The sequence below is a fragment of the Mesorhizobium sp. M0408 genome (assembly GCF_040321495.1).
Taxonomy (GTDB): domain Bacteria; phylum Pseudomonadota; class Alphaproteobacteria; order Rhizobiales; family Rhizobiaceae; genus Mesorhizobium.
The window spans coordinates 46118-72757 of the sequence record NZ_JAMYRO010000031.1 but is presented as its reverse complement, the minus strand read 5'-3'; the positions used below and the strand labels follow the sequence as shown (position 1 = coordinate 72757).

Genomic DNA, 26640 nt, shown 5'->3' with positions numbered 1-26640 from the left:
ACGGCAGTTCGACTACTACCGCCGCCTCCGGCGCTACCACCAGCGATGGCAGTCATGGCAAGACCGCGCTGTCGCCCCTCCTCGCCAGCGACGGCAGTTCGACTACTACCGCCGCCTCCGGCGCTACCACCAGCGATGGCAGTCATGGCAAGACCGCGCTGTCGCCCCTCCTCGCTAGCGACGGCAGTTCGACTGCTACCGCCGCCTCCGGTGCCACCACCAGCGATGGCAGTCATGACAAGACCGCGCTTTCTCACCTCCTCGCCAGTGATGGCAGTTCGACTGACACCACCCACGATAATGCCGGCGACAAGGTAAGCGAGGGCAGCAGCGTTGACCGCATATTGGCCTCGTTGAGCCATTCTCTTTCGGCTGGCTCGGAACTTCTCCCGACCAACGATCCATCCGACAAGACGGCAACCAGCCTGATCCGCCACGGGTTCGCGCAAACCGTCCAGCCCGATGAAAGTGTCGGCGCCCAGGCAAAAAACGGCGCCGCCGCCGAGATCATGTCTGGCCACGGAGGCAACAACGATGCCTTCGACTTCAGCAAGCTTCAGGACAAGCTCCACCTCGATCAAGCCGCTCTTACCGAGCTTAAGTCGGGCGGGCTTTCATTGCATACGTCCCCTGCTGGTACGGCTGCCGATGATGGTTCCCACCACATCATCTTTGACAGCTCAACCGGGTCGCTCTCTCTCGACAGCGACGCGGTCGGCAGCGCAGCTCAAGCGCAGCTCGCTACCCATCTCCCGTTGCAGCATCACTCTTTGATCTGAAAACCGGAGCGGCGGACCTTCAACTCGAGCGTGTCCGCCGCTCCGTCCGTGTTCAATTGCGCCACGGAAGCTTGACTAAGAAAAATGCGATATCGGCAGACATCAGAGAGATCGAAGTTGGTCGCATTATCGCCAATGCGAATTCCGGATTCACCACACCCTACGCAGTCTCGGCAATTTTCAGCACTGCGTCGATCTCGGCCATCACCGCTGCCGGCAGCGGCCCTTTCTCCAGCGCACCGAGATTGTCCTCGACCTGCTCGGGCCGCGTGAAGCCGGGAACCGGCAGGGCGATTGCCGACTTGGCGAGTATCCAGCCGAGCGCGCCTTGCGCAAGCGTGCGTCCGCCCGAGGTGAGCAGGTCGCGGATTGCCGAGAGCCTTGACAGATAGTGCGGGTTGGCGGCGCCATCCCTGAAAAACACCATCCATTCGGCATTCCCGCCGCGCACATCGTTGGTGGGCAGCCGCATGGCCGGCGTGTATTTGCCGGTGAGCAGCCCCATTGCCAGCGGCAGCCGGCTGAACGAGACGAGGTTCTCGCGCGCCGCAACGGCCATCAGCTCGTTCGCCGGGGTAAACACATTGAAGTCGTTCTCTACGGCGACGAACCCCTCGCGCGGCGCGTAGGCGGCAAGCCGTTCGCGGTGATCGGTGCTCCAGCCGAAGCCGCCGATCTTGCCCTCCTGGCGCAACAGGCCGAGCGTATCGAACACCTCGCCGGCGCGCTCGATCGGATACTCGTTGATATGTAGCAGCACGACGTCGATACAATCCCGCTGCAGGCGCTGCCGCGAATTGTCGATCGATGTCCGGATTGCCGCAGCAGAGGCATCCTCGGGTGCGATCTTACGCGTTTCGGGATCGCCGAAATAGCCGACCTTGGTGACGATGACGGCTTCGTCCTTACCCCTCAACGCCCGCCCGAGGATCAGTTCGGCATTGCCGGCGCCGTAGGCGGCAGCCGTGTCGAACACCCGCGCGCCGATCTCATAAGCCATCGCCAGCGCGGCTTGCGACCTGATATCGTCGACCTCGCCATAGATTGTCGCCGTGTCACGCCAACGCGCGGGGCCACCCGCCGCCCAGGTGCCGATGCCGATGCGCGGTACCGAGCGGCCACCCCAAAGCATCATCATCTGCATGCCCGGCTCCTCAACGACGCAAGCTGGCGTGGCGGGCACGCTCGCGGATCTCTTCGCGAGAAATGCCGGCATCCGCCAGTGTGCTGTCCCGGGCCTGCCTCAAGCTCGCAAGCGTCTGGCGATAGGCAATCCAGCGGGCGAAACGGTATCGAAGTTCATCCAACATGATCGTCTCCTTTGGCACGCAGAATGCCCGCCTGGGTTGGTCGAAAGCGCAAAGCCTCTGCGCGAATCGCATGCGCGATCGAAAGGGCTGCGCTCGCTTCTTGGCCGGCCGAGGCGCTTGTCTCTGTCCCGCCAGGCAGGATTGTCCAACGCCTCCAATGCCTGCATACTTGCGCACGATGCCCGCTTTGCGCTACAGCCACGGTCGCAAGGAGTTTTTCATTTCTGCAAAATGGATATCGGCTGGGACGATCTGAGGTTGTTTCTCGACGTTGCGCGGCTGGGTGGCTTGAGCGCAGCGACGGGAACCACGCGCCGCAGCGCAGCCACCCTTGGACGACGCGTCACCGCGCTCGAAAAGCAGATCGGCGAACCTCTATTCGTGCGCCAGCAGACCGGCTACCGGCTGACCCCGGTCGGCGAGGAACTGCTGCGGCGCGCCGAAGACGTCGAGGCGGCAATGCAGTCGCTGACCCGCTGGCGCGAGGGAAACCTGCCCGACCGCATTGTCCGCGTCTCGGCCGGGCCATGGACCTCGGCCTTCGTTTCCGCTCATATCGGCGAGATCTGGACGGTCGATGACGGCATAAGGGTAGAGCTTGTCACCACCACCGACCGGGTCGACATCGGCCGCCGTGCCGCCGACATCGGCATCCGCAGCGAGCGCCCGACCGAGCAGTGGCTGGCCGGCCGTCAGAGCGGCAAGGTCGCCCACGCCATTTATTCCGGACGTCACCTGATCAACGGCATCGCCGCCGGATTGTTCGTCGGCGTCACCGGCGAAGGCGCAAACATTGCCTCGGCGCGCTGGCTGCAAGCCCATCACGGCGACCGCATCGCCGTACGCGGCAACAACACCCATTCGGTGCGCGAACTGGTGGCCGCCGGCGCCGGCCTTTCGGTCTTTCCGTGCTTCGTCGGTGACGGCGATCCGCGGCTGGTTCGCGTTGCTCAGCCTATCCCCGAACTTGAAACCGACCAGTGGATCGTCACCCATCACGAGGAACGTCACTCCCCGCCGGTACGGAAAGTCGCCGACCGGATCGCCGCCTTGATGCGGGCGCACCAGCCGCTGTTTCGCGGCGAGACGCCGATCCGGTAAGCCTCAGGCATCGATCGGCCGCCAGTGGAGCAAGAATCAGATATTTTGGTGGGCCGGACGATGGTACCGCCGCCGTTGAGGACGCCGGAGTGCGGCGCGCTGCTCGTCGAGATCCTTGCCTTGGGCGACGAGAGCGGTATAAACCGATCAGCACCGGGCCGCCTATCCGGTCACTCGTCCTCCTGCCGGCTCATAGCCGTATGCTTCGCCCTTACGCACCACGCGACCGATGCCCGGCCAGCCAAGGTGTGCGCCGGCGATCCACGTCCCCGCCTCGGCCGCGTCACTGAAAACCTTTAGGCGGGTTGCGCGCGCGGTCAGCTGATCGTCGTCATAGCCCCAACTGAACGCGGGATTGCCGAACTGCAAGGCCGGCACATGAACGATGTCCCCGAAGAATAGGAAACGGTCCTCGTCCGTGTCGAACGTGTAGCCGGTATGACCGGCAGCATGACCGGGCAAGGCGACCGCCCTCAATCGCTCACCCACCTGGTCGCCATTCTGGACAGGCTTCAGCAGGGGCCGGAACTGCGCAAGGTGCGCGTAAGCGAAAAAGCTCCCCACAGCCGCCTCGGGAATAGCGATCGCCTTCAAGTTTGGAAAGAGCACTCGGCCGTCGGGGGTCAAAAGTCCGTGCACATGATCCTGATGGGCGTGGGTGAGCGCCAAGACCGTGATCGAAGCCGGGTCGATCTTGGCTTCCGCCATGGCCTGCTCAAGACGCCCCACTGTCGGGGCCCAGCCCCCTCCTCCGCTGTCGATCAGAACGCCGTCAACGCCTGGACCTGCGAGGGCGAAGCAATTGACAGACAGGCGAAGCGCCCCTGCCAACGCAGCTTGCGGCACCGGATTATCCTGCGGGTCCCGCAGAAGGTCCGCCGGCATCTCGATGTAACCGTCCGAGAGCGACCAGACGCGCCACCTCCCTGACGTGCTGCCGAGCACGTTATTGGTTTGCGATGTCACGATCATATGGCCACCTGCCGCAAACGAAAATGGAGGATAGGTTCGATTGTCACTATTGGCTCCCTGCATAATCTGCGCAAAAGCGTGGGGAAACCGATGAAGATCAATGCGGAAAGCACCCGATCTCGATAGGCCACGGATCGGAAGATGATCGTTGACGGATCTGCTAGCTTCGCGGCGATGCCAGCTCTTATTGCATTCCCATGTAGATTCCTCCCTTCGTAAGCTCGTCAATCATCTGATTTATGCGCTTTCGGCGTGTTTCCGGGTGACGGGCGCGCTCGATCCAATGCAAGTAATCATTGCGCTGATAGGGAGGCCGTTGCTCGAAAGCAGTCATCAGATTTGCGGCCTCGAGCTCTGCACGCAAACTGTCGGGCATCTTAGCCAACGGACGTTTCAGCAACTCACATCTCCGCCATTCGAATCCTGATGCTGGAATAGATCACAAGTCAGCCGTCGCGCCTGCGAGACCGCAGCCGGCCTGGCGACAGCCGTTTCAATCGGGTCACGACGCGATTCATATGGGCCTGGTGAGTGAAACCCGCGTGCTGAGCAATCTCGGCCAGCGGCAGATCGCTATTTTCCAAAAGCTCGACCGCGCGATCAACGCGGCGGCGTAAAATGAATTGATGTACCGGCAATTGCGTCGCCTCGCGAAAGGCGGCGGTGAAGGCGCGTCGTGGTATTCCCGCGATTCCGGCAAGATGGTCGATCGACACCCCCTTTTCCAGATCGCCGTCAATCGCAGCGAGGACCCGGTCGAACCGCTGCGAGGTTAGGACCGGAGACTTCTGCTGCCGCTGGCGTGCATGCCCGAGACGGAGCAGGTTCGCGAAAACCAGGCCCAGCGTCCATTCGCGGACGATCGGGTTGGCTGGCGGGTCGCCTTCGAGGCGTCGGCACAACTCGGCCACCAGCGAATCGCGTATCGGTCGATCGGTCAGGATTGCCAGGTCCTCGGGGGTCCCGCCTGCGGATACCAGGAGCCTTGACGCCAGCGCGGAGTCAACGGTGATCATCGTCAGCTCTCGCGGCTCCTCGATCTTGAACCGCGTGGCACGCTCGGGAAGACTGAGCAGCAGGTCGCCGGGGCGGGTGAAGACGCGCCGCAGCCCGCGGCCAAGATCGATCTCTGCATAGGATGAACCGCTGCGAATCACACGCAGCTGAACGACTCCGGCCGGCGCATGGCGATAGTCGCCGGCAGGAAAGAACAACCTCTTTGCACTTGCCGCGGTCACCATCGTTGTACCGGGCGTCCGGACGCAAGTTCCTCCAGGACTTCGATGATCGATCGCCGCATCCTCGATCCTTGATGCCTACACTTTTGCCCGTTTGACTGGTCCACCAGGCGCATCATTTGCCAGGGCAGTCAGTTCACCAATCCGGGGCACAAAGATGTTGTGCAGTGTCTGGGTCATAATGGTCATTTCACGCTGAACTTGCAGTTCCTGTGCGGCGGGAAACAATGTGTCCTGCAAGAAGAGCTCCAGGCCTGCCTTGTCGTCCCATATCTCGATGATGCGATAACCATCGTCTGTGGCATGCGCGATGTGCTGGTAGATGCCGCCAGCGGGCCGTTTCTCCACGCCGATCCGATCGAGGATGCGGCTATAATCTTCGGCCGTCAGGCCGGCAATATCAAGTGTCGTCACTACGGCCATGGTTCATCCTCGCTGCTGATAGTGGTTGTTTGAGGTGGAGTTCTTGGACGGACCCGGATCCTATTGGGCCGATGTCGTTTGGCATCGCCCGCCCTGACGGCGAGTTTGTCTCCCGAACTTCACCGACAGGAGCGGTCTTTGGTCCTCAGCCACCGAGCGCCTCGATGACAAGACGGGCGGTCGCCGCTCCGGAGAAGTTCTGCTGGCCGGTGATCAAATTGCCGTCGCGCACGGCAAAATCGCGCCACAGCCCGGCCTGAACATAATTCGCGCCGAGCGCACGCATCTCATCCTCGATCCGCCATGGCATCAGATGCGTACCGTGTGGCAGCGCGCCCATCTCCCAGACGGCATTGTCGGCGAAGTCTTCCTCGACATTGGCGAAACCCGTAACAGTGCGCCCTTTGGCCAGCAGCTCGCCGGTTGAGAGGCGAGCGTAGCGCAGCAGCGCGACGCCATGACACAAGGCGGCCGCGACCTTGCCGGCCGCGAAAAAGTTGATGAACAGCCGCTGCAACTCAGTTGCGCCTTCGAAGGTGAACATCGGCGCTTGGCCGCCAGCGACGACGATAGCGTCGAACGCGTCGACCGACAGCTCTGCGATGGGCCGGGTCGTCTCCACCAGCGCCGCCAGTTTCGGCGTCGACAGGAAACCGAGCGAGATCAGATCCGTATCCGAATAGCCGGACGGATCGCGCGGGTCGCTCAACGCATCCGCCTCGCATTTGCCGCCCTCAGGCGAGAAGATCGCGACTCCATATCCGCGCTCGGTGAAGGCGAGCCAGGGATGAGTTAACTCGCTCCACCAAAACCCGACCGGCCAGCCTGTGGTGGTTGACACAGCCGGGTTTGAAAGGACCATCGCGACGCGTTTAGGATGCCGCGGGTCGAGTGGGTTGGAATCGCGCACGCTCATCGCGCCATCTCGACTGGTTCGCCAAGATTCGCCCAAATCGTCTTGTATTGGGTGTAGCTTTCCCACGCCTCGCGGCCCTGCTCGCGGCCATAGCCGCTCATCTTGAAACCTCCGAACGGCGCATTAGGATGGTACTTGTGCCAGCAGTTCAGCCAGACCGTGCCTGCCTTGATCCGGTCGGCGAGCCGCAAGGCGCGGCCGAGATCGCTGGTCTGGATGCCCGAGGCGAGCCCGTAGCTCGTATCGTTGGCGATCCGGATCGCGTCCTCCTCGCTGTCGAATGGAATCACCGGCAGGACAGGGCCGAAAATCTCTTCGCGCGATATCCTTAGGTCGTTGGTCGCATCGGCGAAGATGGTCGGCTCGATGAAGAGGCCCTTGCCGTTGACCTGGCGGGTGCCGCCGCCCGCGGCCAGTCGCGCGGTGCGCTTGCCCTCTTCGACATAGCTCAAGACCTTGTCATACTCGCCCCGCGATGCGATCGGCCCGATCATCGTCGCAGGGTCCAGCGGATCGCCGAGCGTCGCCGACTTCGCCATGGCGCTCAGCTTCTCGACGACCTCGTCATAGCAGGCGCGTTCAACCAGCAGGCGCGATCCGGCGACGCAGACTTCGCCCTTGTTCCAGAAGATGCCCCAGAAGGCTGCCTGTATCGCGACATCGATATCGGCATCGGCGAAAACGATATTGGGACTCTTGCCGCCGAGCTCCATGGTCAGGTGTTTCATCGTCCCGGCACCGTTGCGCATGATGCCCTGGCCGACGGTGGTCGACCCGGTAAAGGCGATCTTGCCGACGCGGGCATCGTTGACCAACGCGTCGCCGATGGTGCCGCCCGGGCCGGTGACGAGATTGTAGACGCCTGGCGGCACGCCCGCGTCGAGGATCACTTGCGCCAAGGCGAGGGCCGTCAGGGGCGTGTCGGTCGCAGGCTTGTGAACGACCGTGTTACCCGCCGCGAGTGCCGGCGCGATTTTCGAACAGGACAGCGCGAGGGGAAAATTGAACGGGGTGATCGCAGCGATCACACCGAGCGGCTCGCGCCGCGTCAGGATCCTGATATTTGGTTCGTAGCTGGTACGATAGGCGCCGTCCATCGCGCTCATGGCGAGCCCGCCATGAAAGCGGAACAGTCCTGAGCAGTGCGGCATGATGATATCGCGGAAATCGCGATAGGGCATACCCATATCCATCGCCTCGCGCACCGCGAAATCCTCGGCCCGCTCGTCCATTAGATCGGCGATGCGAAACAGGATCTTGGCGCGCTCCTCATGATGCATCCGCGCCCAGGGTCCTTGCTCGAAAGCCCGCTGCGCGGCCGCGACGGCATCGCTCGTGTCGGTGACGTCCGCCTTCGCAATATCGGTGATCGCCGCCTCCGTGGTCGGATCAAAAGTCGTCGAAGTCTCGCCACTGACGGCATCGCGCCATTGGCCATCGATCAGCAGACGTCCTACTGGAATCGCCTTGCGCCGCGCGGGTAGATAATCAGTCATGAGTCCGTCCGTCCTGTCGAATGAGATTGAAGGAAATTGTCGGCCCCATCCCGCGCCGATAGGCGAGCTGGACCAATAGCAGCATCATCGGCTCGATCAGGCGCGAGGCCGTGAGATCGCCGACATCGACCGGTATTGTCGGCAGATCGGCGAGAAGCCGGCAAACCGCCGCCTTGGCATCTGCGTCATTGCCGGCGACATAGCTCGTCACCGGATCGCCGTTGAGACGCGGATCATCCCTGTCAAGCAATTCGGCAAAGGTCGGAATGCACTTGACGACAAGGGCGCCCCGCGCGCGCCTCTGAACCTCCTCGCCTACAGACGTAGTAGTGCCTAGCAGCATCGTGGAAAGGTCAGGTGCGACTGCATTGGTATTGTCCCAGACGATCTTGCCCGACAAATCGCCAAGCGCGTCCATCGCCAGCTCGAGAGCCGGCCATGGCGTCGCCAGGGCAATTACGTCGGCCCATCTCGCTACTTCGTCAGGGGCACCGAAGCCAACACGGAGGGTTGCCGCGATTGCGCGCAACTTGCCTTCGTCACGACTGAAGCTGAGGCGAATTTCGTGCCCGGCGAGGCCAAGACATTTCGCCAAGGCCTTCCCGAGCGAGCCTGGTCCGATGATCGCAACTTTCACAACTGCCTCCCGACACGCGATCGGGCTTGCCTAGCATCATTGCAGTCGCGCTTATTTCACGAATTGCCCTTGCACGATCGGGCGCACTCGTCACATGGGTCGGCGCCAATTGGCATCCGGATCCGCCGCGCGCTCACGCCCTTCCCGAACGTGTCCCTATTGGGCATGTATGTGTGGGCGACCATAGAGCAGGGTGCGATCAGCGGAGGTCCCCAGGGCACAAGCTTGCTCATATTGGTTGACGCTAGATTTTCCTTGCCTAATCCGTCGGCGTTGCGATGACTTTTGTGGCATCAGCATAACGCGATTGCCTGCAAATCCGGGGAAAGGCCGCCTCAGGACGGCTTTCCGGACTGGCACGCCCCTTGCTTCGTTATTCATGTGCAGAGCGTCTAGGGTTCCGGCCGTGTCGATCACGGTGCTGGTCCAAGAGACGCGACCGCTTGAGATGCATTGAGGCATCTGGCGGAACACGGCGGGCCAAAATCCCGGGAGAACCCTGCACGGGTTTGCTGGCGCGAACCTCTCCCGGATGCGCGCTCCGTGAACCCCCCAACAGACGTTCGGACGCAATCCGGATCGCAAACAGGGGTATGTAATGTTTCGCAAACTGGCCACAATCATCCTAGCCGCATCACTCAGCCTCCCCTTCATCTCAGCCGCGCAAGCGGCGCCCAAGAAAGACTTCAAGATTTGCTGGTCGATCTATGTCGGCTGGATGCCGTGGGGCTATCTTTCCGACAGCGGCATCATGAAGAAGTGGGCCGACAAATACGGCATCAATGTCGAGATCACCCGCATCAACGACTATGTCGAGAGCATCAACCAGTACACGGCCGGCGGCTTTGACGGCTGTTCGATGACCAACATGGATGCGCTTTCGATCCCGGCCGGCGGCGGTGTCGACACGACGGCCTTGATCGTCGGCGATTTCTCCAACGGCAACGACGCGGTCATCCTCAAGAACAAGACCGCGCTCAAGGATATTGCCGGCCAGAAGGTCAATCTCGTCGAGCTCTCCGTCTCACATTACCTACTTGCGCGCGCGCTGGAGACGGTGGAGTTGGCCGAAAAGGACATTACGGTGGTGAACACCTCCGATGCCGACATGGTCGCTGCCTACGGCACCAGCGACGTCACCTCCGTCGTCACCTGGAATCCGCTGGTCTCGGAAATCGCTGCCATGCCGGGCGCCCACAAGGTATTCGATTCGACTGAGATCCCCGGCGAGATCATCGACATGATGGTCGTCAACACCGCGACGCTGAAGGACAATCCGGCCTTGGGCAAGGCGCTTGTCGGTGCATGGTATGAAGCCATGGCGCTGATGACGTCGGGTACGCCCGAAGGCAAGGCGGCCAAGGAAGAGATGGCCAAGGCGTCGGGGACGGATCTTGCCGGTTTCGACGCTCAGCTTGCATCAACGGCGATGTTCTTCGAGCCGGCCAAGGCGGTCGCATTCACCAACGGCGCCGAACTGCCGAAGACCATGGATCTGGTGCGCAACTTCCTGTTCAGCCACGGCATTCTTGGTACCAACGCGCCGAGCGTCGACGTGATCGGCATGAGCTTCCCCGACGGCTCGACGCTGGGCGACGTCAACAACGTCAAGCTGCGCTTCGATCAGGCCTTTATGGCAGAGGCGGCGGGCGGAACGCTCTGACGCGGGAGCGCGACATGCTAGCCAGAGGAACCGGCATCATGCAGGCCGCAGCAGGCCCCGAAGTCGCGCGCCTGCAACTTAGCAGGCCGAAAGCGCGGCTTCGCCTCATCAACGCGACGGTCTCGCGCGGCGGAGCGTTGCTGCTTGGGACGCTGCCGTTTGCCGCCGTGGCGATTGCCTATCTCTTCGCTTCGTCGCAAAGGCTGGCGGTCAATCCCAGCGACAAGCTGCTGCCCTCCCCTGCACAGATGTGGTCGGCCTTTTCAGACCTGGCGACAGTGCCGGACAAGCGCTCCGGCGACCTGATCCTGTGGGCCGACACCTATGCCAGCCTGATCAGGCTGTTCGCCGGAGTCGGCATGGCCACGCTGGTGGCGCTCAGCCTCGGCGTCGCCATAGGTTTCATCCCGCGCGTCAGGGCCTTTCTGCTGCCCTTGGTCACAGTTGTCTGCGTCATCCCGCCACTGGCGCTGCTGCCGATCCTGTTCATTGCGCTCGGCCTCGGCGAAACGGCCAAGATCACCTTGATCGCTCTCGGCGTCGCACCGGTCATGGTGCGCGACATCGCCAACCGGGTGATGGAATTGCCGCCGGAGCTCGTCGCCAAGGCACAGACGCTCGGCGGCAACAGCTGGACCATGGTGCTCAGGCTGGTGCTGCCACAGGTCATGCCGCGCCTCATCACTTGCGTACGGCTGGCGCTTGGGCCGGCCTGGCTGTTCCTGATCGCGGCAGAAGCCATCGCCTCCACCGAGGGGCTCGGCTACCGCATCTTCCTCGTTCGTCGCTACCTATCGATGGACGTCATCCTGCCTTACGTCGCCTGGATCACGCTGCTTGCGGTGATGACCGACTGGCTGCTCGTGCGGCTCTCTCACATCATCTCGCCCTGGGCGCATCCGGTGCGGACCAGATGAGCCGGATCCTCGTCCATGGGCTGGAGAAGAGCTACGGCGACGCCCGCGTGCTGGAACGGGTCAATGTCTCCGCCGAAGCGGGTGAATTCCTGTCGCTGGTTGGCGCCAGCGGTTGTGGAAAATCGACATTCCTGCGCATCCTGCTTGGCCAGGAACAGCAAAGTGGCGGCGTGGTCGTCGTCGGCGACCAGCCGATCGTGCCGGAACCGACGCCGCAGCGCGGCATCGTCTTCCAGCGCTATTCCGTGTTCCCGCATCTGACCGCGCTGCAGAACTTGCTGCTGGTCGAGGACTTCCGTTCGGGCGGACCGTTCGGCCGCGTCTTCGGCGCCAGGCGCAAAAGCGCCAGGCAAGAAGCCGAAACCATGCTGGAACGGGTCGGGCTTGGCCATGCGCGCGATCTCTATCCGGCCACGCTTTCTGGCGGCATGCAGCAGCGGCTGGCGATCGCGCAGACCTTGCTCGGCCGGCCGCAGATCCTGCTTCTCGACGAGCCGTTCGGCGCACTCGATCCCGGTATTCGCATCGAGATGCATGAGCTGCTCACCGAGCTCTGGACCGAGCACGGCATGACCGTGGTCATGGTCACCCACGATATCGGCGAGGCATTCAAGCTCGGCACCCGCGTGCTGGTCTTCGACAAGGTGCGCCACGACCCCCAGTTCCCGTCCGCCTATGGCGCGACGATCACCTACGATCTGAAGCTCGACCGCAAGCACCGGGCTTCCGCACGAGACGTGGCCGAAGTGGCCGCGATGGTCGGGACGACCCGACTGGATAGCGCAATCGCGACGACGGCGTCGTGAAGGAGGTTTCATGCACAGAGATAGTCCAGAACGCCGGCATCGTCGCGCCGGGCTCACCGACCACCAGCCACGCCAACGCTTCCACCATCCGAACTTCGAGATCCGCGACATGCAGGGCTGGAAGTCGATCGAGGCGGAAGGAAAGCTGCCCGAGGATGGCTGGCGCAAGGAACAGAAATGGGCACTCGACATGGGCCTGCCCGGATCGGATTCGATCATCGACAAGTCGATCCCGACATTCGCGCGAGGCGAGTTGCCGCATTTCGCCGGCATCAACACCTTCCTCAAGGCGCCCTATGTCGAGAACGTCCGCGATGTCGGCAGATATGACGCTGCCGTCATGGGCATTCCTTTCGACAGCGGCACCACCTACCGGCCCGGAGCCCGCTTCGGGCCGCAAGGCATGCGCCGCATCTCGGCGCTCTACACGCCTTACAATTACGAGCTCGGTGTCGACCTGCGCGAGCAGATGACGCTTTGCGACGCCGGCGACGTCTTCACCATCCCCGCCAATCTCGAAAAGAGCTTCGACCAGATCACCAAGGGCGTCAGCCATGTCGCCTCTTCCGGGGCGCTGCCGATCATGCTCGGCGGCGACCATGCGATCGGATTTCCGTGCGTGCGCGGTATCGCCGACGTTACTTCCAAGCGCATCGGCATCATCCATTTCGACCGCCACATCGACATTCAGGAAAAGGATCTCGACGAACGTATGCACACGACGCCCTGGTACTGGGCAACCAACTTGCCGAACGTCTCGGCCACCAATCTGGTGCAGCTCGGCATCGGCGGCTGGCAGGTGCCGCGCTACGGCGTCGCCGAGGCGCGGAAGCGCGGCACCAACGTGCTGACGATTTCCGATATCGAACAGATGGGGCTGGAGAAGGCGGCGGAGATCGCGCTCGAGCTCGCATGGAAGGACACCGACGCGGTATACATCTCCTTCGATGTCGACAGCATCGATTGCGGTTTCGTGCCGGGTACGGGCTGGCCGGAGCCCGGTGGCTTCCTGCCGCGCGAGGCACTGAAGCTGCTCGGGCTAGTGTCGGCGCCCGGCATCTGCGGACTGGAAGTGGTCGAGGTGTCGCCGCCCTACGACACGTCAGACATCACGGCGCTGTTTGGCGTGCGGGTTGTCGTCGAGGCGCTGGGCTCGATGGTCGCGCACGGCAATCTCGGCAAACACAAATCCATCATCGACAAGCCGACGAGCTTTTGATCATGCACGATGATCATCACCACCACAGCCATGACCATGGCGACGGTCACCATCACGGGCCGAACGGTCATCATCACCATCCCCACCCCGTCGGCCACAACGGGCCGGCCGGCAAGCCGTTGCAATGGCAGACACCGCATCTACCGCACGACCATGCGCCCGAACCCGCCGACGCGCGGGCGACGGATCTCGATCTCGTCGAGATCGCGTTTCTCGAAGGGTTTTCGCGGGCGCCCGACCCGTCCAGTTTCCTGCGCCTCGCCGGAATTCCCTTCGTCGGCGAAACCGCCGACGGCATGCGGCTGCATCTCCTGCGCGTCGAGACGCAGGACATGGTCGATGTCGGCGCCGTCATGCCGATGATCGGCGGCGCTGGCGTCACCTATCACCCGCTGCCCGCGAAACTGACGTCGCGCCGGCGCCGCCTGGCCTTCGTCTACCATGACGGCAGGGGACAAAGACTCCTCGACTTCGGCGAGGCGCGGCTTCTGGCCGACAGGTCCGGCGCCGCACAATTCACCATGCCAGGGGCCGGACAATGAGCACCGGCCTTGAACCGATCGCACCTCTATCAAACAGGTCAAGAACCATGAACAGAACGCTTTCATTCTTCGGCAGACTCGCCCTGGCAGCCGCCACAACCCTCATCCCCTCATTGGCCTTCGCCCATAGCGGCGGTTTTCATGCCCACGGGTTTGTAGACGGCCTTCAGCACCCGCTGACCGGTATGGACCACCTGCTTGCCATGATGGCTGTAGGCATCATTGCCGCTCGCGCCGGCGGCAAGGGGATCATCATCGTGCCGTCGTGCTTTGTCTCGGCGATGCTCGCTGGCGCCCTGCTCGGTATCGCCGGCATCGGCCTGCCCTCACTGGAAACCGGCATAACGCTATCGCTGGTGGTCTTCGGCGCCATGATGGCGCTTGCCAAGCCGCTTCCGCTCGCTGTGGCCGCCTCGCTGACTGCTCTCTTCGCCCTCTTCCACGGCAATGCCCATGGCCTCGAAATTCCCGAGACGGCCAGCGGCATCGCTTATGCGGTCGGCTTCGTGATCGCTACTTCGGCTCTTCACGCGACCGGCGCGTTAGCCGCCCTAACACTTCGGCGCTGGCCGCGAGCCATCCGCACGGCAGGGGTCGGCACGTCGTTGGTCGGCGTGGCGCTGGCGGCACAGATCATCTGAACCGCAGCCCATTCATCTGCGATGAACAGGAGGCGAAGGCGTGATCAACCGGCTAACCGTTTGGCAGCGCATCCGAAACGTGCTGTACCAGATCCTGAAGACCCGGTCTGAGCGACTCTGATCTCATCCGGAGATTGAGGCTAGCAGCTTGCCGTACGCCGCGCGCGCGTACGGAGCGGTCCGCCGTGGGTCGCGACTAACTTCCTAGGTGCAGCCGGACGGTCTTGCCTGACGTCGCCGGCCTGTTCCCAGCTACGCCAAATGATCGCCGTCGTGAACTCCGCGCCGGCGAGCGTGACTTGGTCGTCACCGCTGCTGGCGGCCTCCCGGGCGAGGTCATGAAGAACTGGCGTGTCAAAGCGCCGAACAAATTCGATCGCGAATTCGGCTTCTCACGCATGGGCTACGAGATCGCCGCAGGGTGGGGTGCGGCGATGGCCGATGTAGCATCCAGACAGTAATTCGAGGTTGATTGCGACGGGACTATGCGCGGATTTCTATTCCGAACACCGTGCCGGCGTCGTTCAAGCACTTGATAAACGATCCTGACACTCCACCGGCGGCTGGCAACACATCTGCGGCCTCCGGAGGCCCACCATAAGTCAATAAAATCAAACGCTATGGACGGCGGTTCGCCAGTTATTACTTGGCTACCCGAACCAAAACACACCGCTAAGTCATTGATAAATAATAACAATGGTGGGCCCGGAGGATGCATCAAAAGCATTGATTTCATTGACTTTTTCGTGGGCCAAAATCAGAAATCTTCCCGTATCGTTCCGTATGGTTCCGTCGCCGATGTCGGCCAAAACACCGAACGTTCTGCTTATTTGGCCGTCCAAGGCATCCGGCACCTGCTCGAACCCGATATCCGTCAGCCCGAAGCCGCCCGGACCGGTTGGCTCTTCGGCTGGCGCGCTGAAAGCAGGGCAACGAATTGATCCACGGCCTGCCCGGCCCGCGCCAGGACCAGCGGATCCACAAGCTTGCCATCGGAAAAATCGCTGTCGCTGCCGTACACGGCGCTTGGCACGGTCAGCGCCGAGTAGAAGCCGAACAGCGGGCGGAGCTGGTGTTCGACCACCAATGCATGGCGCTGGCCACCACCCGTCGCGCCGATCAGGACCGGCCGGTCGACGAGCGCCAGTGGATCGATGAGGTCGAACAGATGCTTGAACAGGCCAGCATAGGAGCCGTTGTAGACCGGCGTCGTGACGATCAGCGCGTCGGCCTGTTCGACCGCGTTTACCACATTCAGCGCCTCCGGCGTCAATTCCCTTCGCGTAAACGCAGCACCCAGACCACGGCCGGCATCGACAAGATCGAGGAAATTTACTGTGACAGACAATCTTTCGCGCAGCGCCTCGCCGAGATGATGCGCCAGCGTCCGCGACTTCGACGGCCTGTGGGTGTTGCCCGAAAGCACGACGATGTTCTGGCGCAGCCGTTCGACGTGGAAATTCATGGGCTCTCTCATCTGTCCAAAGCAATGGGAAACGCGGGCGGGGCCGCCGGCCCCGCCATTTCGTCGGCGACCGTCAGGCGGCGCGCAGAGGCCGTGTCAGCGGGATCGGCGCGGCCGGCTCCGAACGCGGCACGCGGCCTTCGACCGGATGGCTCGGATCATTGAACCCATGCGTTGAGGCATGGCCGGCGGTGACGAGGCGGTCGACAAAGGCCTCGTCCTCGGCGCTCAGCCTGAAGTCCAGCGCCTTCGCATAGCTGTCCCACTGTTCCTCGGTGCGCGGGCCGGCGATCGCCGCCGTGATCAGCCGGTTGTTCAACACCCAGGCCAGCGCGAAATCGGCGGCCGAGATGCCGCGTGACTTTGCGTGCGCCGCGATCTGCCTGGCGATCTCGATCGATTCCGGGCGCCACTCGGTCTCGGCGATGCGCTTGTCGCCACGGCCGGCCCGCGTGTCGGCGGCAGGCGCCTGGTTCGGCTCGTATTTGCCGGTCAGCACGCCGCGCGCCAGCGGGCTGTAGGAGACGACGCCAAGACCGTAATAGGCGGCCGCCGGCAGCTGTTCGGCCTCGGCGGTGCGGTTGACGATGTTATAGAGCGGCTGGCTGGCCACCGGCCGGTCGATGCCGAGTTCATCGGCCAGATGCGCGACTTCGGCGATGCGCCAGCCACGAAAGTTGGAGACGCCGAAATAGCGCAGCTTGCCCTGGCGGATCAGGTCGGCGATCGCCCGCACCGGCTCTTCCAGCGGCGCATCGAAGACGGCGCGGTGGAAGTAGAACAGGTCGATATAGTCTGTTCCCAGGCGCCGCAGGCTGTTCTCGACCGTCTGGATCACCCATTTGCGCGAATGGCCGCCGAGATTAGGCCCCTTGTCATGCGAGTTGACGAACTTGGTCGCCACGACCCAATGATCGCGCGTCGCCTTGATGCCGCGACCGACGACTTCCTCGGACTTGCCGTTGTGGTAGACGTCGGCGGTGTCAATGAAGTTGATGCCTTGCTCGCGCGCCTTGTCGATGATGCGATGCGCGACCGTCTCCTCGGTCGGCCCGCCGAACATCATCGTGCCCAGGCTGAGCGGCGAAACCTTCAGGGCGCTGCGGCCAAGATAGCGGTAATCGGACATTTTTCTGCTCCGTTGAACTTTCAATTGAGGGTTGGTTCGGCGTAGTGGCAGGCGACGTGGTGTCCGGGCGAGATCGCCCGGAATGCCGGCTCCTGCGAACGGCATAGATCCGTCGCCAGCGGGCAGCGCGTGTGAAAGCGGCAACCGTTCGGGATGTTCTGCGGGCTCGGCAGATCGCCATGGATCGGCGCGGCCTGGCGGCGCCGCGACGGGTCCGGCACGGCATCCATCAGCGCGCGCGTGTAGGGATGCTGGGGCGAGGTCCACAGCATCGAATTGTCGGCGCTTTCGACGATGCGGCCGAGATACATGACCAGCACCCGGTCGGCGAAATAGCGGACGACTGATAGATCGTGCGAAATGAAGAGATAGGACAGGCCGAGCTGACGTTTCATGTCGACCAACAGGTTGAGGATCTGCGCCTGGATCGAGAGATCGAGCGCCGACACCGGCTCGTCGCAGACGACCAGTTCCGGATTGAGGATCAGCGCCCGGGCGATGCCGATGCGCTGGCGCTGGCCGCCGGAAAATTCATGCGGGTAGCGGCCAAGCGAATCCTTGGGCAGGCCGACACGCTCGATGATGTCCTCGACAATGGTGCGCCGTTCGGCCTTGCTGCCGATGCCATGGACTTTCAGCGGCGCGGTCAGGATGTCGCCGATCATGTGGCGCGGATTGAGCGATGCGAACGGATCCTGGAAGATCATCTGGATATTACGGCGCGCCGCCTTCAGCCGGCGCGCGTCGAGAACGGTGATGTCGGTGCCGTTGAACTCGATCCTGCCGCTAGTCGGGTCGACCAGCCGCATGATGGTCTTGCCTAGCGTCGATTTTCCGCAACCGCTTTCGCCGACGAGACCAACCGTCTCGCCGCGTCCGACTTCGAGGGATACGCCATCGACGGCGCGCAGCGTGCCGCCCTGGGCGTGGAAATGGGTGGAAAGGTCAGAGACCGAGAGCAGCGCCATGCGCAACCTCCGGAATGAAGCTGTAGGGGCAGGCGACTAGACGATCCTCGCTCACCTCGACGAGGGCGGGTACGAAATGGGCGCAGCTGTCGCGCGCCACCGCGCAGCGCGGGCGGAACGGGCAGCCCTTTTCGCCGGCGGCCGAGACGATACTGCCGGGAATCTCCGTCAGCCTGGCGTCGCGGTAGTGGAGATTGGTCTTCAGCCGCGGCGACGCCGCCAGCAGGCCGCGCGTATAGGGGTGAAGGGGTGTTCTGAACAGCACGCCGGGCAGCGCCTGTTCAACCTTGCGGCCGGCATACATGACGACGACCTTGTCGGCCCATTGTGCGACGACACCAAGATCGTGGGTGATGAGCACGACAGCCATCGATAGTTCGCGGCGCAGCGTATCGAGCAGATCGAGCACCTGCGCCTGGATGGTGACGTCGAGCGCCGTCGTCGGTTCGTCGGCAATCAGCAGGCGCGGCCGGCAGGCAACGGCGATGGCAATCATGACGCGCTGGCGCATGCCGCCGGAAAGCTGGTGCGGATAGTCGTCGATACGCCGCTGCGGATCGGGAATGCGAACCAGATTGAGAAGCTCGATGGCACGGTTCCGCGCTGCCTTGCCGCGTATGCCTTCGTGCAGCGTCAGCACCTCCGTGATCTGCCGGCCGATGGTCAGCACCGGGTTCAGCGATGTCATCGGTTCCTGGAAGATCATGGCGATCTCGCGCCCGCGCAAGTTGCGCATCGCTTTCTGGTCGAGACCGAGCAGGTCCCTGCCGGCGAATTCGATCCGGCCATTGGGGATTTTCGCCGAGCGCGGCAGAAGCTGCATCAGGGCGAGCGCAGTCAGCGACTTGCCGGAGCCTGATTCACCAACGATCGCCAGCGTCTCGCCCTCACCGACCTCGAAGCTCAGCCGGCTGACCGGCTCAGTGTTCGGGAAGCGAACCGTCAGATTGTCGATCCTGAGCAAAGGAGCCGCCATCTCTAGCGCTCCTGTGAGAAGCGCGGGTTGAGCGCGTCGTTGAGGCCGTCACCGATCAGGTTGAGCGCCAGCACGGTAAAGACGATCGCCAGTCCCGGAAGCGCTGTCAGATACCAAGCGGTGCGGATCAATTCCCTGCCCGCTCCGATCATCGAGCCCCAGCTGACGACGTTGGGATCGCCGAGGCCCATGAAGGACAGCGCCGATTCCATCAGGATCGCGGTCGCCACCATCACCGACGAGGTCACGATCAACGGCGGCAGCGCATTGGGCAGGATCTCGCGGAAGATAATGCGGGCATGGCCGTAGCCGAGGCTGCGGGCGGCCATGACGAAATCCTTCTCGCGGATGGCCCGGAATTCGGCGCGGGTCAACCGCGCCACCGTCGGCCAGGTGATGACGGCGATCGCCACTGTCACGACAGGCGCGGTCGGCTGCGCGATCGCCACCATGACGACCAGAAGCACGAAGCTCGGTATGGTCTGAAAGATCTCGATCAGGCGCACCAGCAGATCGTCGATCCAGCCGCCGAAGTAGCCGGCGGCGGCGCCGACCAGGATGCCGAAGCCGAGACCGAGCGCGGTCGCCACCAGGCCGACGAACAGCGAAATCCGCGCGCCATGCAGAATGCCGGAAAGCACATCGCGGCCCATGGAGTCCGTGCCCAGTGGGAAGGCTGGGTTCTGGCCCGGCCACAGGAAGGGCCGCGCCACCATCGATAGCGGATCGGCCGGATAGAGGACTGGTGCTAGCAGTGCGGCCAGCACGACCAACGACAGGAACACCACGCCGAACATGGCGTTGGGATTGCGCAGGAAAACCTTCAGCGCACGCCCTCCAACGGCTATCGGCACCGACGCTGCCGAAGCGGAGCGTGCGTCGGGCGCGTGGAGATTGCTCCAGCTCTTTGCCTCGGGCTCAGGCGGTGCCGCGGGCCCGCGGGCATCGGCATGGAGACGGCGGGAACGGGCATCGCCCGCGGCGAAATCGGTGGAAGCCATCAGCGTACTCCGATGCGGGGATCGAGCCAGGCGTGCAGAAGATCGACGGTCGCGTTGGCGATGATGACCAGCAGCGACGACAACAGAAGGATGCCGAGCAGCACGGTGAAATCGCGGCCCATGACCGCTTCGAAGGCGAGACGCCCGAGGCCGGGCCAGGAATAGACGGTCTCGACAACGACGGCGCCGCCGAGCATGCCGCCAACATGCATGCCGGCCATGGTGGTAATGGGGATCAGCGCGTTGCGCAGGACATGGCGAATGGTGATGATGGCCGGCGGCAGGCCCTTGGCTGCGGCGGTGCGCACGTAGTCCTGCGACTGGACCTCCAGCATCGCCGCTCGTGTCAGCCGCGCATAGATCGCCACGTAGAACAGCGCCAGCGACAGTGCCGGCAGGATCATGTAGCGCGCCCTGTCCCAGAGCCCGGCAAGGCCGGTCAGGTTGCTGCCGATGGTTCCCGAGCCGCCGCTCGGCAGCCAGCCGAGCTTGACCGAAAACAACACGATCAGCATCAAGCCGATCCAGAAACCCGGGATTGAATAGAACAGCAGCGAAATAACGGAGAGCAGACGATCCGGCAGGCGCCCGGCAAACACCGCCATCACCGATCCAAGGGCGAGGCCGAGCACAATGGCGACGGCCAGAGCCACCGCCATCAGCACCAGCGTGCCGGGCAGCCGCTGGCCGATCAGGTCGGCGACTGGCATGCCGTAGCGCGGCGAAAAGCCGAGGCTGAAATGCGCCAGATTGTAGAGATAGTTGAACAGCTGGACGAGCAGCGGATTGTCGAGCCCAAAGCGCTGGCGCAGTGCCGCCATGGTCTCCACCGTGGCCGAACCAGCCTCGCCAGCCATGACGTCGGCCGCATCGCCCGGCGCGAGCTGCAGCAGAAAGAAATTCAGGATCACGATGCCCAGAACGGTCGGCACCGCCTGTATCGCGGTGCGTCGAAACGTTCTGCCAATGCGCGTCAGGGTCGACATCGTTTTCGCTATCCCGGCTGTGGCTGACGATGCGGGTTTGCTGTTTCCCGGAAAGTTTCGTGCTTTTTAGTTGACAAAATTTATAGACATTGTCAAACCTGATTCAAGAAATTTTATCCTGCAAATGGCGACTTTGCAGAATAGAATTTTATTTCATGCTACGAAATTAGCGGTTTGAGGCATGAAATCTTAAGCGCGGGAGCGGGTCGGCCAAATCTTTTCGCAAACGGGCCCGCTCTTGGAACAATAGATTTTTAACTCGGTGGCCGAGGATCGGCCGATCGGGGGCGGCAGCAAAAAAGGACTAGGGCGCGATGTCTCATTTCCTCATTCCGAACCGCCGCAGGTTCCTCGGCATCTCGGCAGCCGCACTCGGAGCGACGCTGTTGCCTGCATCGCGCAGCGCCTACGCCGCCGAGCCGAAACAGGGTGGAATGGCGACGCTGGTGCTCTCGGCTGAGCCGCCTGTGCTGACGACCATCGCCCACACGGCATTCAATTCGGTCTACGTCTCGGCAAAGACCACCGAGGGCCTGCTGACCTATGATTTCGATCTCACGCCGCGCCCATCCCTGGCCAGACAATGGTCGGTCAGTGACGATGGGCTGCAATACACCTTCAAGCTGCGCGAAGGCGTGAAGTGGCATGATGGCCAGCCGTTCACCGCCGCCGACGTCGCCTATTCGATCACCACGATCAGAGAGGTTCATCCGCGCGGCCGCAACACCTTCCTCAACCTTGTAGACATCCAGACGCCGGATCCGCTGACGGTGACGCTGGTTCTGTCGAGGCCGGCGCCTTACCTGATCACGGCCTTGGCCGCGGCCGAAACGCCGATCGTGCCGAAGCACCTCTATGACGGCACAAAGGCAGCCGAAAATCCGGTCAACGTCGCTCCGGTCGGCACCGGCCCTTTCGTCTTCAAGGAATGGCTGCGCGGCAGCCACATCGTCTACGAACGTAATCCCGACTATTGGGACGCGCCGCGCCCCTACCTTGACCGGCTGATTGTCCGTTTCATCCCTGACGCTTCGGCGCGCGCATTGGCGCTGGAGACCGGCGAGATCGATCTGGCGCCGGCCACGCCGATTCCGTACAGCGATTTGCAGCGCTTCGAAACGCTGCCGCATATCGGCTTCGAGAAGCAGGGTTATCAGTATTCCAATGGCATCAGCCGGGTCGAGTTCAACCTGGAGAAACCCTATTTCCAGGATGTTCGCGTCCGCCGTGCCTTCGCCCATGTTATCGACCGCAACGTCATCCGCGAGACGATCAACTATGGCTATGGCGCGACCATTCCAGGCCCGATCAACCCCAATCTGAAGAAGTGGTACGTCGCCGACCTGAAGACCTATCCGGTCGACATTGCCACTGCCGAGAAACTGCTCGACGAAGCAGGCTTGCCGCGCGACGCCAACGGTACCCGGCTCAAGCTTGTCCACGACTATGTCCCGAGCGGCGAAACCTACAAGCGCGGCGCCGACTACATCAAGCAGGCATTGGCCGCGGTCGGGATCGAGGTCACCGTGCGCAGCCAGGATTTTGCCACCTACACCAAGCGCATCTACACCGACCGCGATTTCGACTTCACCTTCAACGGCATGAGCAATCTGTTCGACCCGACGGTAGGCGTACAGCGGCTCTACTGGTCGAAGAACTTCAAGCCCGGCGTGCCGTTCTCCAACGGTTCGAAATACAGCAATGCCAAGGTCGACGAACTTCTTGAAGCGGCCGCCGTCGAGGTCGACCACGAAAAGCGCTTCGAGCAATGGGCCGCGATCCAGCAGATCCTTGTCGAGGACCTGCCCGACATCGGCATCGTCAGCCAACCGGAAATCACCCTCTACAACAGGCGCATAGCCGGTCACACGGTGGGCGCCGAGGGCAATGCCGGCTCCCTCGCAACCGCCCATATCGTCGCCTGAGCCTGACCCGTGCGCGGTCCTTCGCACGGGTTCCCTTCCTCCACCCGAGAAAGTTCGCCATGACGCTCGCCCACAAGCCTGGTTCCATCGTCGGCACGCCCTTCTTCAAGGCGCCGACCGACTATCCGGACAGCCCGCTGTCGAAAGCACTTCAGCAGCCGGTGCTGCTCGGGCTGTTCCTGCCGATCCAGGCCGGTGGCTGGACCAACTCGACGCTGCCGCGCTCGACCGACTGGCGCTTCGACTACAATCGCGATCTGACGTTGAAGGCCGAGGAGCTTGGCTTCGACCTCGTCTTCGCGCTCAGTCAATGGCTGCCCAAGGGCGGCTATGGCGGCGTTTTCAACGGCCAGGCGCTGGACAGTTTTGTGTCCGTGGCGGCCATGGCCGCGATCACCAAGAAGATCATGCTGATTTCGACCATGCATGTTCTCTACGGCCCGTGGCATCCGCTGCATCTGGCGAAGTTCGGCGCCACGCTCGACCACATCTCCGGCGGCCGCTGGGGCATCAACGTGGTCACCGGTCATCGCGCTGTCGAACATGAAATGTTCGGCTGGAACCGCATCGAGCATGACCACCGCTATGAACTCGCCGCCGAATTCGTCGAAGTGCTGCAGCGGCTGTGGCAGGATGATGAGAATTTCTCCTTCTCCGGAGAATCGAGCTGGAAGCTCAATGGCGGCTTCGTCACGCCGAAGCCGAATTACGGCAGGCCGATCCTGGTCAACGCCACTGGCTCCGATGCCGGCATTTCCTTTGCCGGCCGCTATTCCGACATCGTCTTCGTCACCAGCCCGGCCGGCTCCGACATCGCCAGCGCGCTGGAGGCGCTGCCGGCGCATACGGAGAAAGTGAAGGACGCGGCCCTTGGTGTCGGCCGCACCGTGCGCACTCTGCTCAATCCGCTGATCATCAGCCGGCCGACCGAGAAGGAAGCCTGGGCGGTCGCCGATGAGATCGTCGCCCATGCCGACAGCCGCACGCCGAAAGGCTTCCAGACCTTCAACAGCGACGCCCAGGCCTGGAAAGGACGCGAAGGCCGCGAGGACCCCTACGCCAAGGTCGGCGGCAACATCTACCTCATCGGCACGCCCGAACAGATCGTCGACCAGTTCGTCAAGTTGAAGGACGCCGGCATTGACGGCCTGCAGCTGTCCTTCTTCGATTTCAAGCCTGACCTCGAATTCTTCGGCGAGAACATCCTGCCGCTGATGAAGCAGGCTGGCCTGCGCAACACCTAAGGAGCCATCATGACCGCGACTGGGATCTCCGAAATCTGGTACACACGCTGCCCGGTGCCGACGCCTGTCGGGCTCGCCGCACAGCTCGGGCTTCTCCACGAGACCTTTCGCAAGGAGGGGATCGAATTGAAGTCGATCATCGATTCGCCCAATCGCGACATCCGCCAGAGCCATTTCAACCACACGCTCGACTGGTCGTTCCGCCACGGCGGCAACGTGCCGCCGATCCGCGCGCGGTCCGAAGGGCGCAAGACGCGTCTCGTCGGCATCACTTGGACCGACGAATTCCAGGCAATTATCGCCCTGCCCGGTTGCGGCATCAGGACAACCCAGGACCTGAAAGGCCGCCGCTTCGGCATCGCCCGGCGCCCCGAAGGCATCGTCGACTTCATGCGGGCGACGGCGCTGAAGGGCCTGGTCTCGGCCCTCTCGCTCGAAGCCCTCAGCCATGGCGACGTCGAGATCGTCGACATAGCGTTGGCCGACAGCGTTCTCGACAGCCAGGAAGGACCGTCGCTGTTCGGCCTCAAGCGCAAGCAGGCCTATGGCGAGGAAGCCGCAGCCCTGATCCGGGGCGAGGTCGACGCCATCTATGTGAAGGGCACGGCCGGCATCAACGTCGCCAATCTGATCGGCGCCATCCAGGTCGCCGAATTCGGCTTCCACCCCGACCCGAACATCCGCATCAATTCCGGTTCGCCGCGGGTGTTGACCGTCGATGACCTGCTGGCCGAGAAACGCCCCGATCTGGTCGCGCGACTGATCGAGACCATCCTGCGCGCCAGCGCCTGGGCCGAGGCGCATCCGGAAGAGACGAGGCGCTTCGTCGCCCGCGAAGCCGGTGCCACCGAGGAGCAGGTGCTGGCCGCCAACGGCCCGGATGTCCACAAACATCTCGGCCTCGGACTGCAGCCTGAGCTGGTCGGCGCGATTTCCCACTACAAGGATTTCCTGCGCGACTGGGGCTTCCTCGCCGGCGACTTCGACGTCGAGGCCTGGGTCGATCGACGACCCTTCGATCTGGTCGATACGCGCGCCGCCGCCTGAGAGGAAAGCCAGCATCATGACCTCCACGATTTCAGGATTTCCGGAACTCCTCGACAGAGTGGCCAGCCTTGCCGACAATCTCGCGCTGACCGCCGCGCATCACGACGCGACCGGGGAATTCCCATTCGCCAATTTCGACCGGCTTCACCAGGCGGCGCTGCTTGGCCTGGTCACGGCGCGCGAACATGGCGGCTTCGGTGGCGGGCTGACGGAAGCACAGGCGGTGATCGCCGAGATTGGCCGTGGCGAGCCGTCGACGGCGCTGGTGCTGGCCATGCACTACAACAGCCAGTATGCGATGCGGAAATCCGGAAAATGGCCGCGCCATCTGGTTCAGCGGATTGTAGAGGCCGGCCGTCTTGGCCCTGCTTTGATCAACGCCGCGCAAGCCGAGCCGCGGATTGGCTCGCCCGCCCATGGCAAGCCGCCCGAAACCATTGCCCGGCGCGACGGCAATGTCTGGCGGATATCCGGCCACAAGAACTACGTCACCGGCATTCCTATTCTGAAATGGGTGAACTTGCTGGCGCTGACCGACGAGCCGCAGCCGCGTCTGGCTTCATTCCTGGTGCCGACCGACGCGCCCGGATTGCGCGTCGAAAAGACATGGAACGCCGCCGGCATGCGGGCGACGGCCAGCGACGACATCATTCTGGATAATGTTGCGGTTCCTGCCGAAGACATCACCGAGGCGCAGCCGGCATCCGAGCCGCTGAGGCGCGAGGAAGGCGCGACGGCGTTCTTCTTTTCGCTGATCGGCGCTGTCTACCACGGTGCCGCCCGTGCTGCCCGTGACCGGCTTGTCTCCTTTGTCAGCACGCACGCGCCGGCAAGTCTTGGTGCGCCGCTGTCGACCGTGCCGCACATCCAGGCAGGGCTCGGTGAGATCGAGGTCAGGCTTGCGAGCAGCACGCGGCTGCTGCGTTCGCTCGCCGAAGATGTCGACGCCGGCCGGCCTGTGGGCACCGACGGCATGACGGTCAGGCATGTCGTCATCGACAATGCCGTTGCCGTCACCTCGCTGGCGCTGGAGCTTGCCGGCAATCCAGGCCTTAACAGAGATTTCCAGCTTGAGCGCCACCACCGTGATGCGCTGACCGCCCGTTCCCACGCACCGCAGAACCACATGATCCGCACGATCGCCGCCAAGGCGACGCTCAGCCGCCATACCGCCCGGCAGCTGGCCGAGACACCGGCTATTGCCGCTGGCAAGCCCAAGCTCGCGGCGGTCGGTTGAGC

At 63.1% G+C, this 26640-nt stretch carries 27 protein-coding genes, 1 pseudogene and 1 riboswitch; of the genes and pseudogenes, 13 read left to right on the top strand and 15 right to left on the bottom strand.

Going from position 1 to position 26640, the window contains the following annotated elements:
• Positions 1 to 779, top strand: a pseudogene (locus NKI67_RS27775) (hypothetical protein); the annotation flags it as partial.
• A gap of 160 nt (positions 780 to 939) precedes the next feature.
• On the opposite strand, the gene NKI67_RS27770 reads toward NKI67_RS27775, so the two are convergent.
• Positions 940 to 1923, bottom strand: coding sequence for an aldo/keto reductase (locus NKI67_RS27770; protein ID WP_352637696.1), 984 nt, complete (start codon positions 1921 to 1923; stop codon positions 940 to 942).
• A 10-nt stretch (positions 1924 to 1933) separates the two neighbouring features.
• Positions 1934 to 2089: a YjiS-like domain-containing protein gene (locus tag NKI67_RS27765; RefSeq protein WP_156937304.1), complete on the bottom strand. Its 156-nt coding sequence runs from the start codon at positions 2087 to 2089 to the stop codon at positions 1934 to 1936.
• A gap of 231 nt (positions 2090 to 2320) precedes the next feature.
• Here NKI67_RS27765 and NKI67_RS27760 point away from each other — a divergent pair, with 231 nt between their 5' ends.
• The gene (locus tag NKI67_RS27760) at positions 2321 to 3190 is read left to right on the top strand and encodes a LysR family transcriptional regulator (RefSeq protein ID WP_352647932.1); all 870 of its coding nucleotides are present in this window, start codon (positions 2321 to 2323) and stop codon (positions 3188 to 3190) included.
• Between the two features lie 162 nt (positions 3191 to 3352).
• On the opposite strand, the gene NKI67_RS27755 is transcribed toward NKI67_RS27760, so the two are convergent.
• The 7 genes from NKI67_RS27755 to NKI67_RS27725 all read right to left on the bottom strand — a co-directional run bounded on the left by NKI67_RS27755 (position 3353) and on the right by NKI67_RS27725 (position 8872).
• Complete coding sequence (locus tag NKI67_RS27755; protein WP_352647937.1) at positions 3353 to 4075, bottom strand: MBL fold metallo-hydrolase; 723 nt, start codon at positions 4073 to 4075, stop codon at positions 3353 to 3355.
• Positions 4076 to 4346: 271 nt separating this feature from the next.
• On the bottom strand, positions 4347 to 4538 hold the full coding sequence (locus NKI67_RS27750) for a YdeI/OmpD-associated family protein (protein WP_031212580.1): 192 nt from the start codon (positions 4536 to 4538) through the stop codon (positions 4347 to 4349).
• A gap of 70 nt (positions 4539 to 4608) precedes the next feature.
• On the bottom strand, positions 4609 to 5403 hold the full coding sequence (locus NKI67_RS27745) for a helix-turn-helix domain-containing protein (protein ID WP_352647930.1): 795 nt from the start codon (positions 5401 to 5403) through the stop codon (positions 4609 to 4611).
• A gap of 75 nt (positions 5404 to 5478) precedes the next feature.
• Positions 5479 to 5823, bottom strand: coding sequence for a hypothetical protein (locus tag NKI67_RS27740; protein ID WP_023679472.1), 345 nt, complete (start codon positions 5821 to 5823; stop codon positions 5479 to 5481).
• Positions 5824 to 5968: 145 nt separating this feature from the next.
• A complete protein-coding gene (locus NKI67_RS27735; RefSeq protein WP_352578217.1) occupies positions 5969 to 6739 on the bottom strand; it encodes a type 1 glutamine amidotransferase domain-containing protein in 771 nt (256 codons plus the stop codon).
• Positions 6736 to 8235, bottom strand: a complete 1500-nt coding sequence (locus tag NKI67_RS27730; RefSeq protein ID WP_352637691.1) for an aldehyde dehydrogenase family protein — start codon at positions 8233 to 8235, stop codon at positions 6736 to 6738. The genes NKI67_RS27735 and NKI67_RS27730 overlap by 4 nt, the downstream gene beginning before the upstream one ends.
• Positions 8228 to 8872 (bottom strand): NADPH-dependent F420 reductase, encoded by a 645-nt coding sequence (locus NKI67_RS27725; protein WP_352578215.1) that lies wholly within the window; start codon positions 8870 to 8872, stop codon positions 8228 to 8230. The genes NKI67_RS27730 and NKI67_RS27725 overlap by 8 nt, the downstream gene beginning before the upstream one ends.
• 381 nt (positions 8873 to 9253) lie before the next feature.
• A riboswitch (guanidine-I (ykkC/yxkD leader) is annotated at positions 9254 to 9369 on the top strand.
• Positions 9370 to 9470: 101 nt separating this feature from the next.
• Here NKI67_RS27725 and NKI67_RS27720 point away from each other — a divergent pair.
• The 7 genes from NKI67_RS27720 to NKI67_RS27690 all read left to right on the top strand — a co-directional run bounded on the left by NKI67_RS27720 (position 9471) and on the right by NKI67_RS27690 (position 15121).
• Complete coding sequence (locus NKI67_RS27720) at positions 9471 to 10535, top strand: putative urea ABC transporter substrate-binding protein (protein WP_023679467.1); 1065 nt, start codon at positions 9471 to 9473, stop codon at positions 10533 to 10535.
• 38 nt (positions 10536 to 10573) lie between these two features.
• Positions 10574 to 11452 (top strand): ABC transporter permease, encoded by an 879-nt coding sequence (locus NKI67_RS27715; protein ID WP_352587526.1) that lies wholly within the window; start codon positions 10574 to 10576, stop codon positions 11450 to 11452.
• Positions 11449 to 12258, top strand: a complete 810-nt coding sequence (locus NKI67_RS27710; protein WP_023679465.1) for an ATP-binding cassette domain-containing protein — start codon at positions 11449 to 11451, stop codon at positions 12256 to 12258. The genes NKI67_RS27715 and NKI67_RS27710 overlap by 4 nt, the downstream gene beginning before the upstream one ends.
• Positions 12259 to 12268: 10 nt before the next feature.
• Positions 12269 to 13477, top strand: coding sequence for an agmatinase family protein (locus NKI67_RS27705; protein ID WP_352578214.1), 1209 nt, complete (start codon positions 12269 to 12271; stop codon positions 13475 to 13477).
• A gap of 2 nt (positions 13478 to 13479) precedes the next feature.
• Positions 13480 to 14019, top strand: a complete 540-nt coding sequence (locus NKI67_RS27700; protein ID WP_352578213.1) for a hypothetical protein — start codon at positions 13480 to 13482, stop codon at positions 14017 to 14019.
• Positions 14020 to 14066: 47 nt separating this feature from the next.
• A complete protein-coding gene (locus NKI67_RS27695) occupies positions 14067 to 14660 on the top strand; it encodes a HupE/UreJ family protein (RefSeq protein ID WP_352647928.1) in 594 nt (197 codons plus the stop codon).
• Between the two features lie 224 nt (positions 14661 to 14884).
• Positions 14885 to 15121, top strand: coding sequence for a thiamine pyrophosphate-dependent enzyme (locus tag NKI67_RS27690; protein WP_023679460.1), 237 nt, complete (start codon positions 14885 to 14887; stop codon positions 15119 to 15121).
• Between the two features lie 413 nt (positions 15122 to 15534).
• Here the strand turns inward: NKI67_RS27690 and msuE are convergent, their stop codons facing one another.
• From msuE to NKI67_RS27660, 6 genes are all read right to left on the bottom strand, one after another.
• Entirely contained in the window at positions 15535 to 16125 is a 591-nt protein-coding gene (gene msuE / locus NKI67_RS27685; RefSeq protein WP_352647926.1) for an FMN reductase, read from the bottom strand.
• A 73-nt stretch (positions 16126 to 16198) separates the two neighbouring features.
• Positions 16199 to 17254, bottom strand: coding sequence for an aldo/keto reductase (locus NKI67_RS27680; protein ID WP_352619568.1), 1056 nt, complete (start codon positions 17252 to 17254; stop codon positions 16199 to 16201).
• 20 nt (positions 17255 to 17274) lie between these two features.
• Entirely contained in the window at positions 17275 to 18222 is a 948-nt protein-coding gene (locus tag NKI67_RS27675) for an ABC transporter ATP-binding protein (RefSeq protein ID WP_352647924.1), read from the bottom strand.
• Positions 18200 to 19198, bottom strand: a complete 999-nt coding sequence (locus NKI67_RS27670) for an ABC transporter ATP-binding protein (protein ID WP_352647922.1) — start codon at positions 19196 to 19198, stop codon at positions 18200 to 18202. Before NKI67_RS27670 ends, NKI67_RS27675 begins: the two co-directional genes overlap by 23 nt.
• 2 nt (positions 19199 to 19200) lie before the next feature.
• Entirely contained in the window at positions 19201 to 20199 is a 999-nt protein-coding gene (locus NKI67_RS27665; RefSeq protein WP_352621988.1) for an ABC transporter permease, read from the bottom strand.
• Positions 20199 to 21185 (bottom strand): ABC transporter permease, encoded by a 987-nt coding sequence (locus NKI67_RS27660; RefSeq protein ID WP_352647919.1) that lies wholly within the window; start codon positions 21183 to 21185, stop codon positions 20199 to 20201. Before NKI67_RS27660 ends, NKI67_RS27665 begins: the two co-directional genes overlap by 1 nt.
• Positions 21186 to 21499: 314 nt before the next feature.
• Between NKI67_RS27660 and NKI67_RS27655 the strand changes: the two genes are divergently transcribed.
• Genes NKI67_RS27655 through NKI67_RS27640 form a run of 4 tightly spaced genes read left to right on the top strand, consistent with a single transcriptional unit; the run spans position 21500 to position 26638 of the window.
• Positions 21500 to 23110: an ABC transporter substrate-binding protein gene (locus tag NKI67_RS27655; protein ID WP_352647917.1), complete on the top strand. Its 1611-nt coding sequence runs from the start codon at positions 21500 to 21502 to the stop codon at positions 23108 to 23110.
• A 59-nt stretch (positions 23111 to 23169) separates the two neighbouring features.
• Entirely contained in the window at positions 23170 to 24354 is a 1185-nt protein-coding gene (locus NKI67_RS27650) for an LLM class flavin-dependent oxidoreductase (RefSeq protein ID WP_352647914.1), read from the top strand.
• Between the two features lie 9 nt (positions 24355 to 24363).
• Positions 24364 to 25401, top strand: coding sequence for an ABC transporter substrate-binding protein (locus tag NKI67_RS27645; protein WP_352647912.1), 1038 nt, complete (start codon positions 24364 to 24366; stop codon positions 25399 to 25401).
• 16 nt (positions 25402 to 25417) lie between these two features.
• Entirely contained in the window at positions 25418 to 26638 is a 1221-nt protein-coding gene (locus NKI67_RS27640; protein WP_352647909.1) for an acyl-CoA dehydrogenase family protein, read from the top strand.
• Positions 26639 to 26640: the final 2 nt, after the last annotated feature.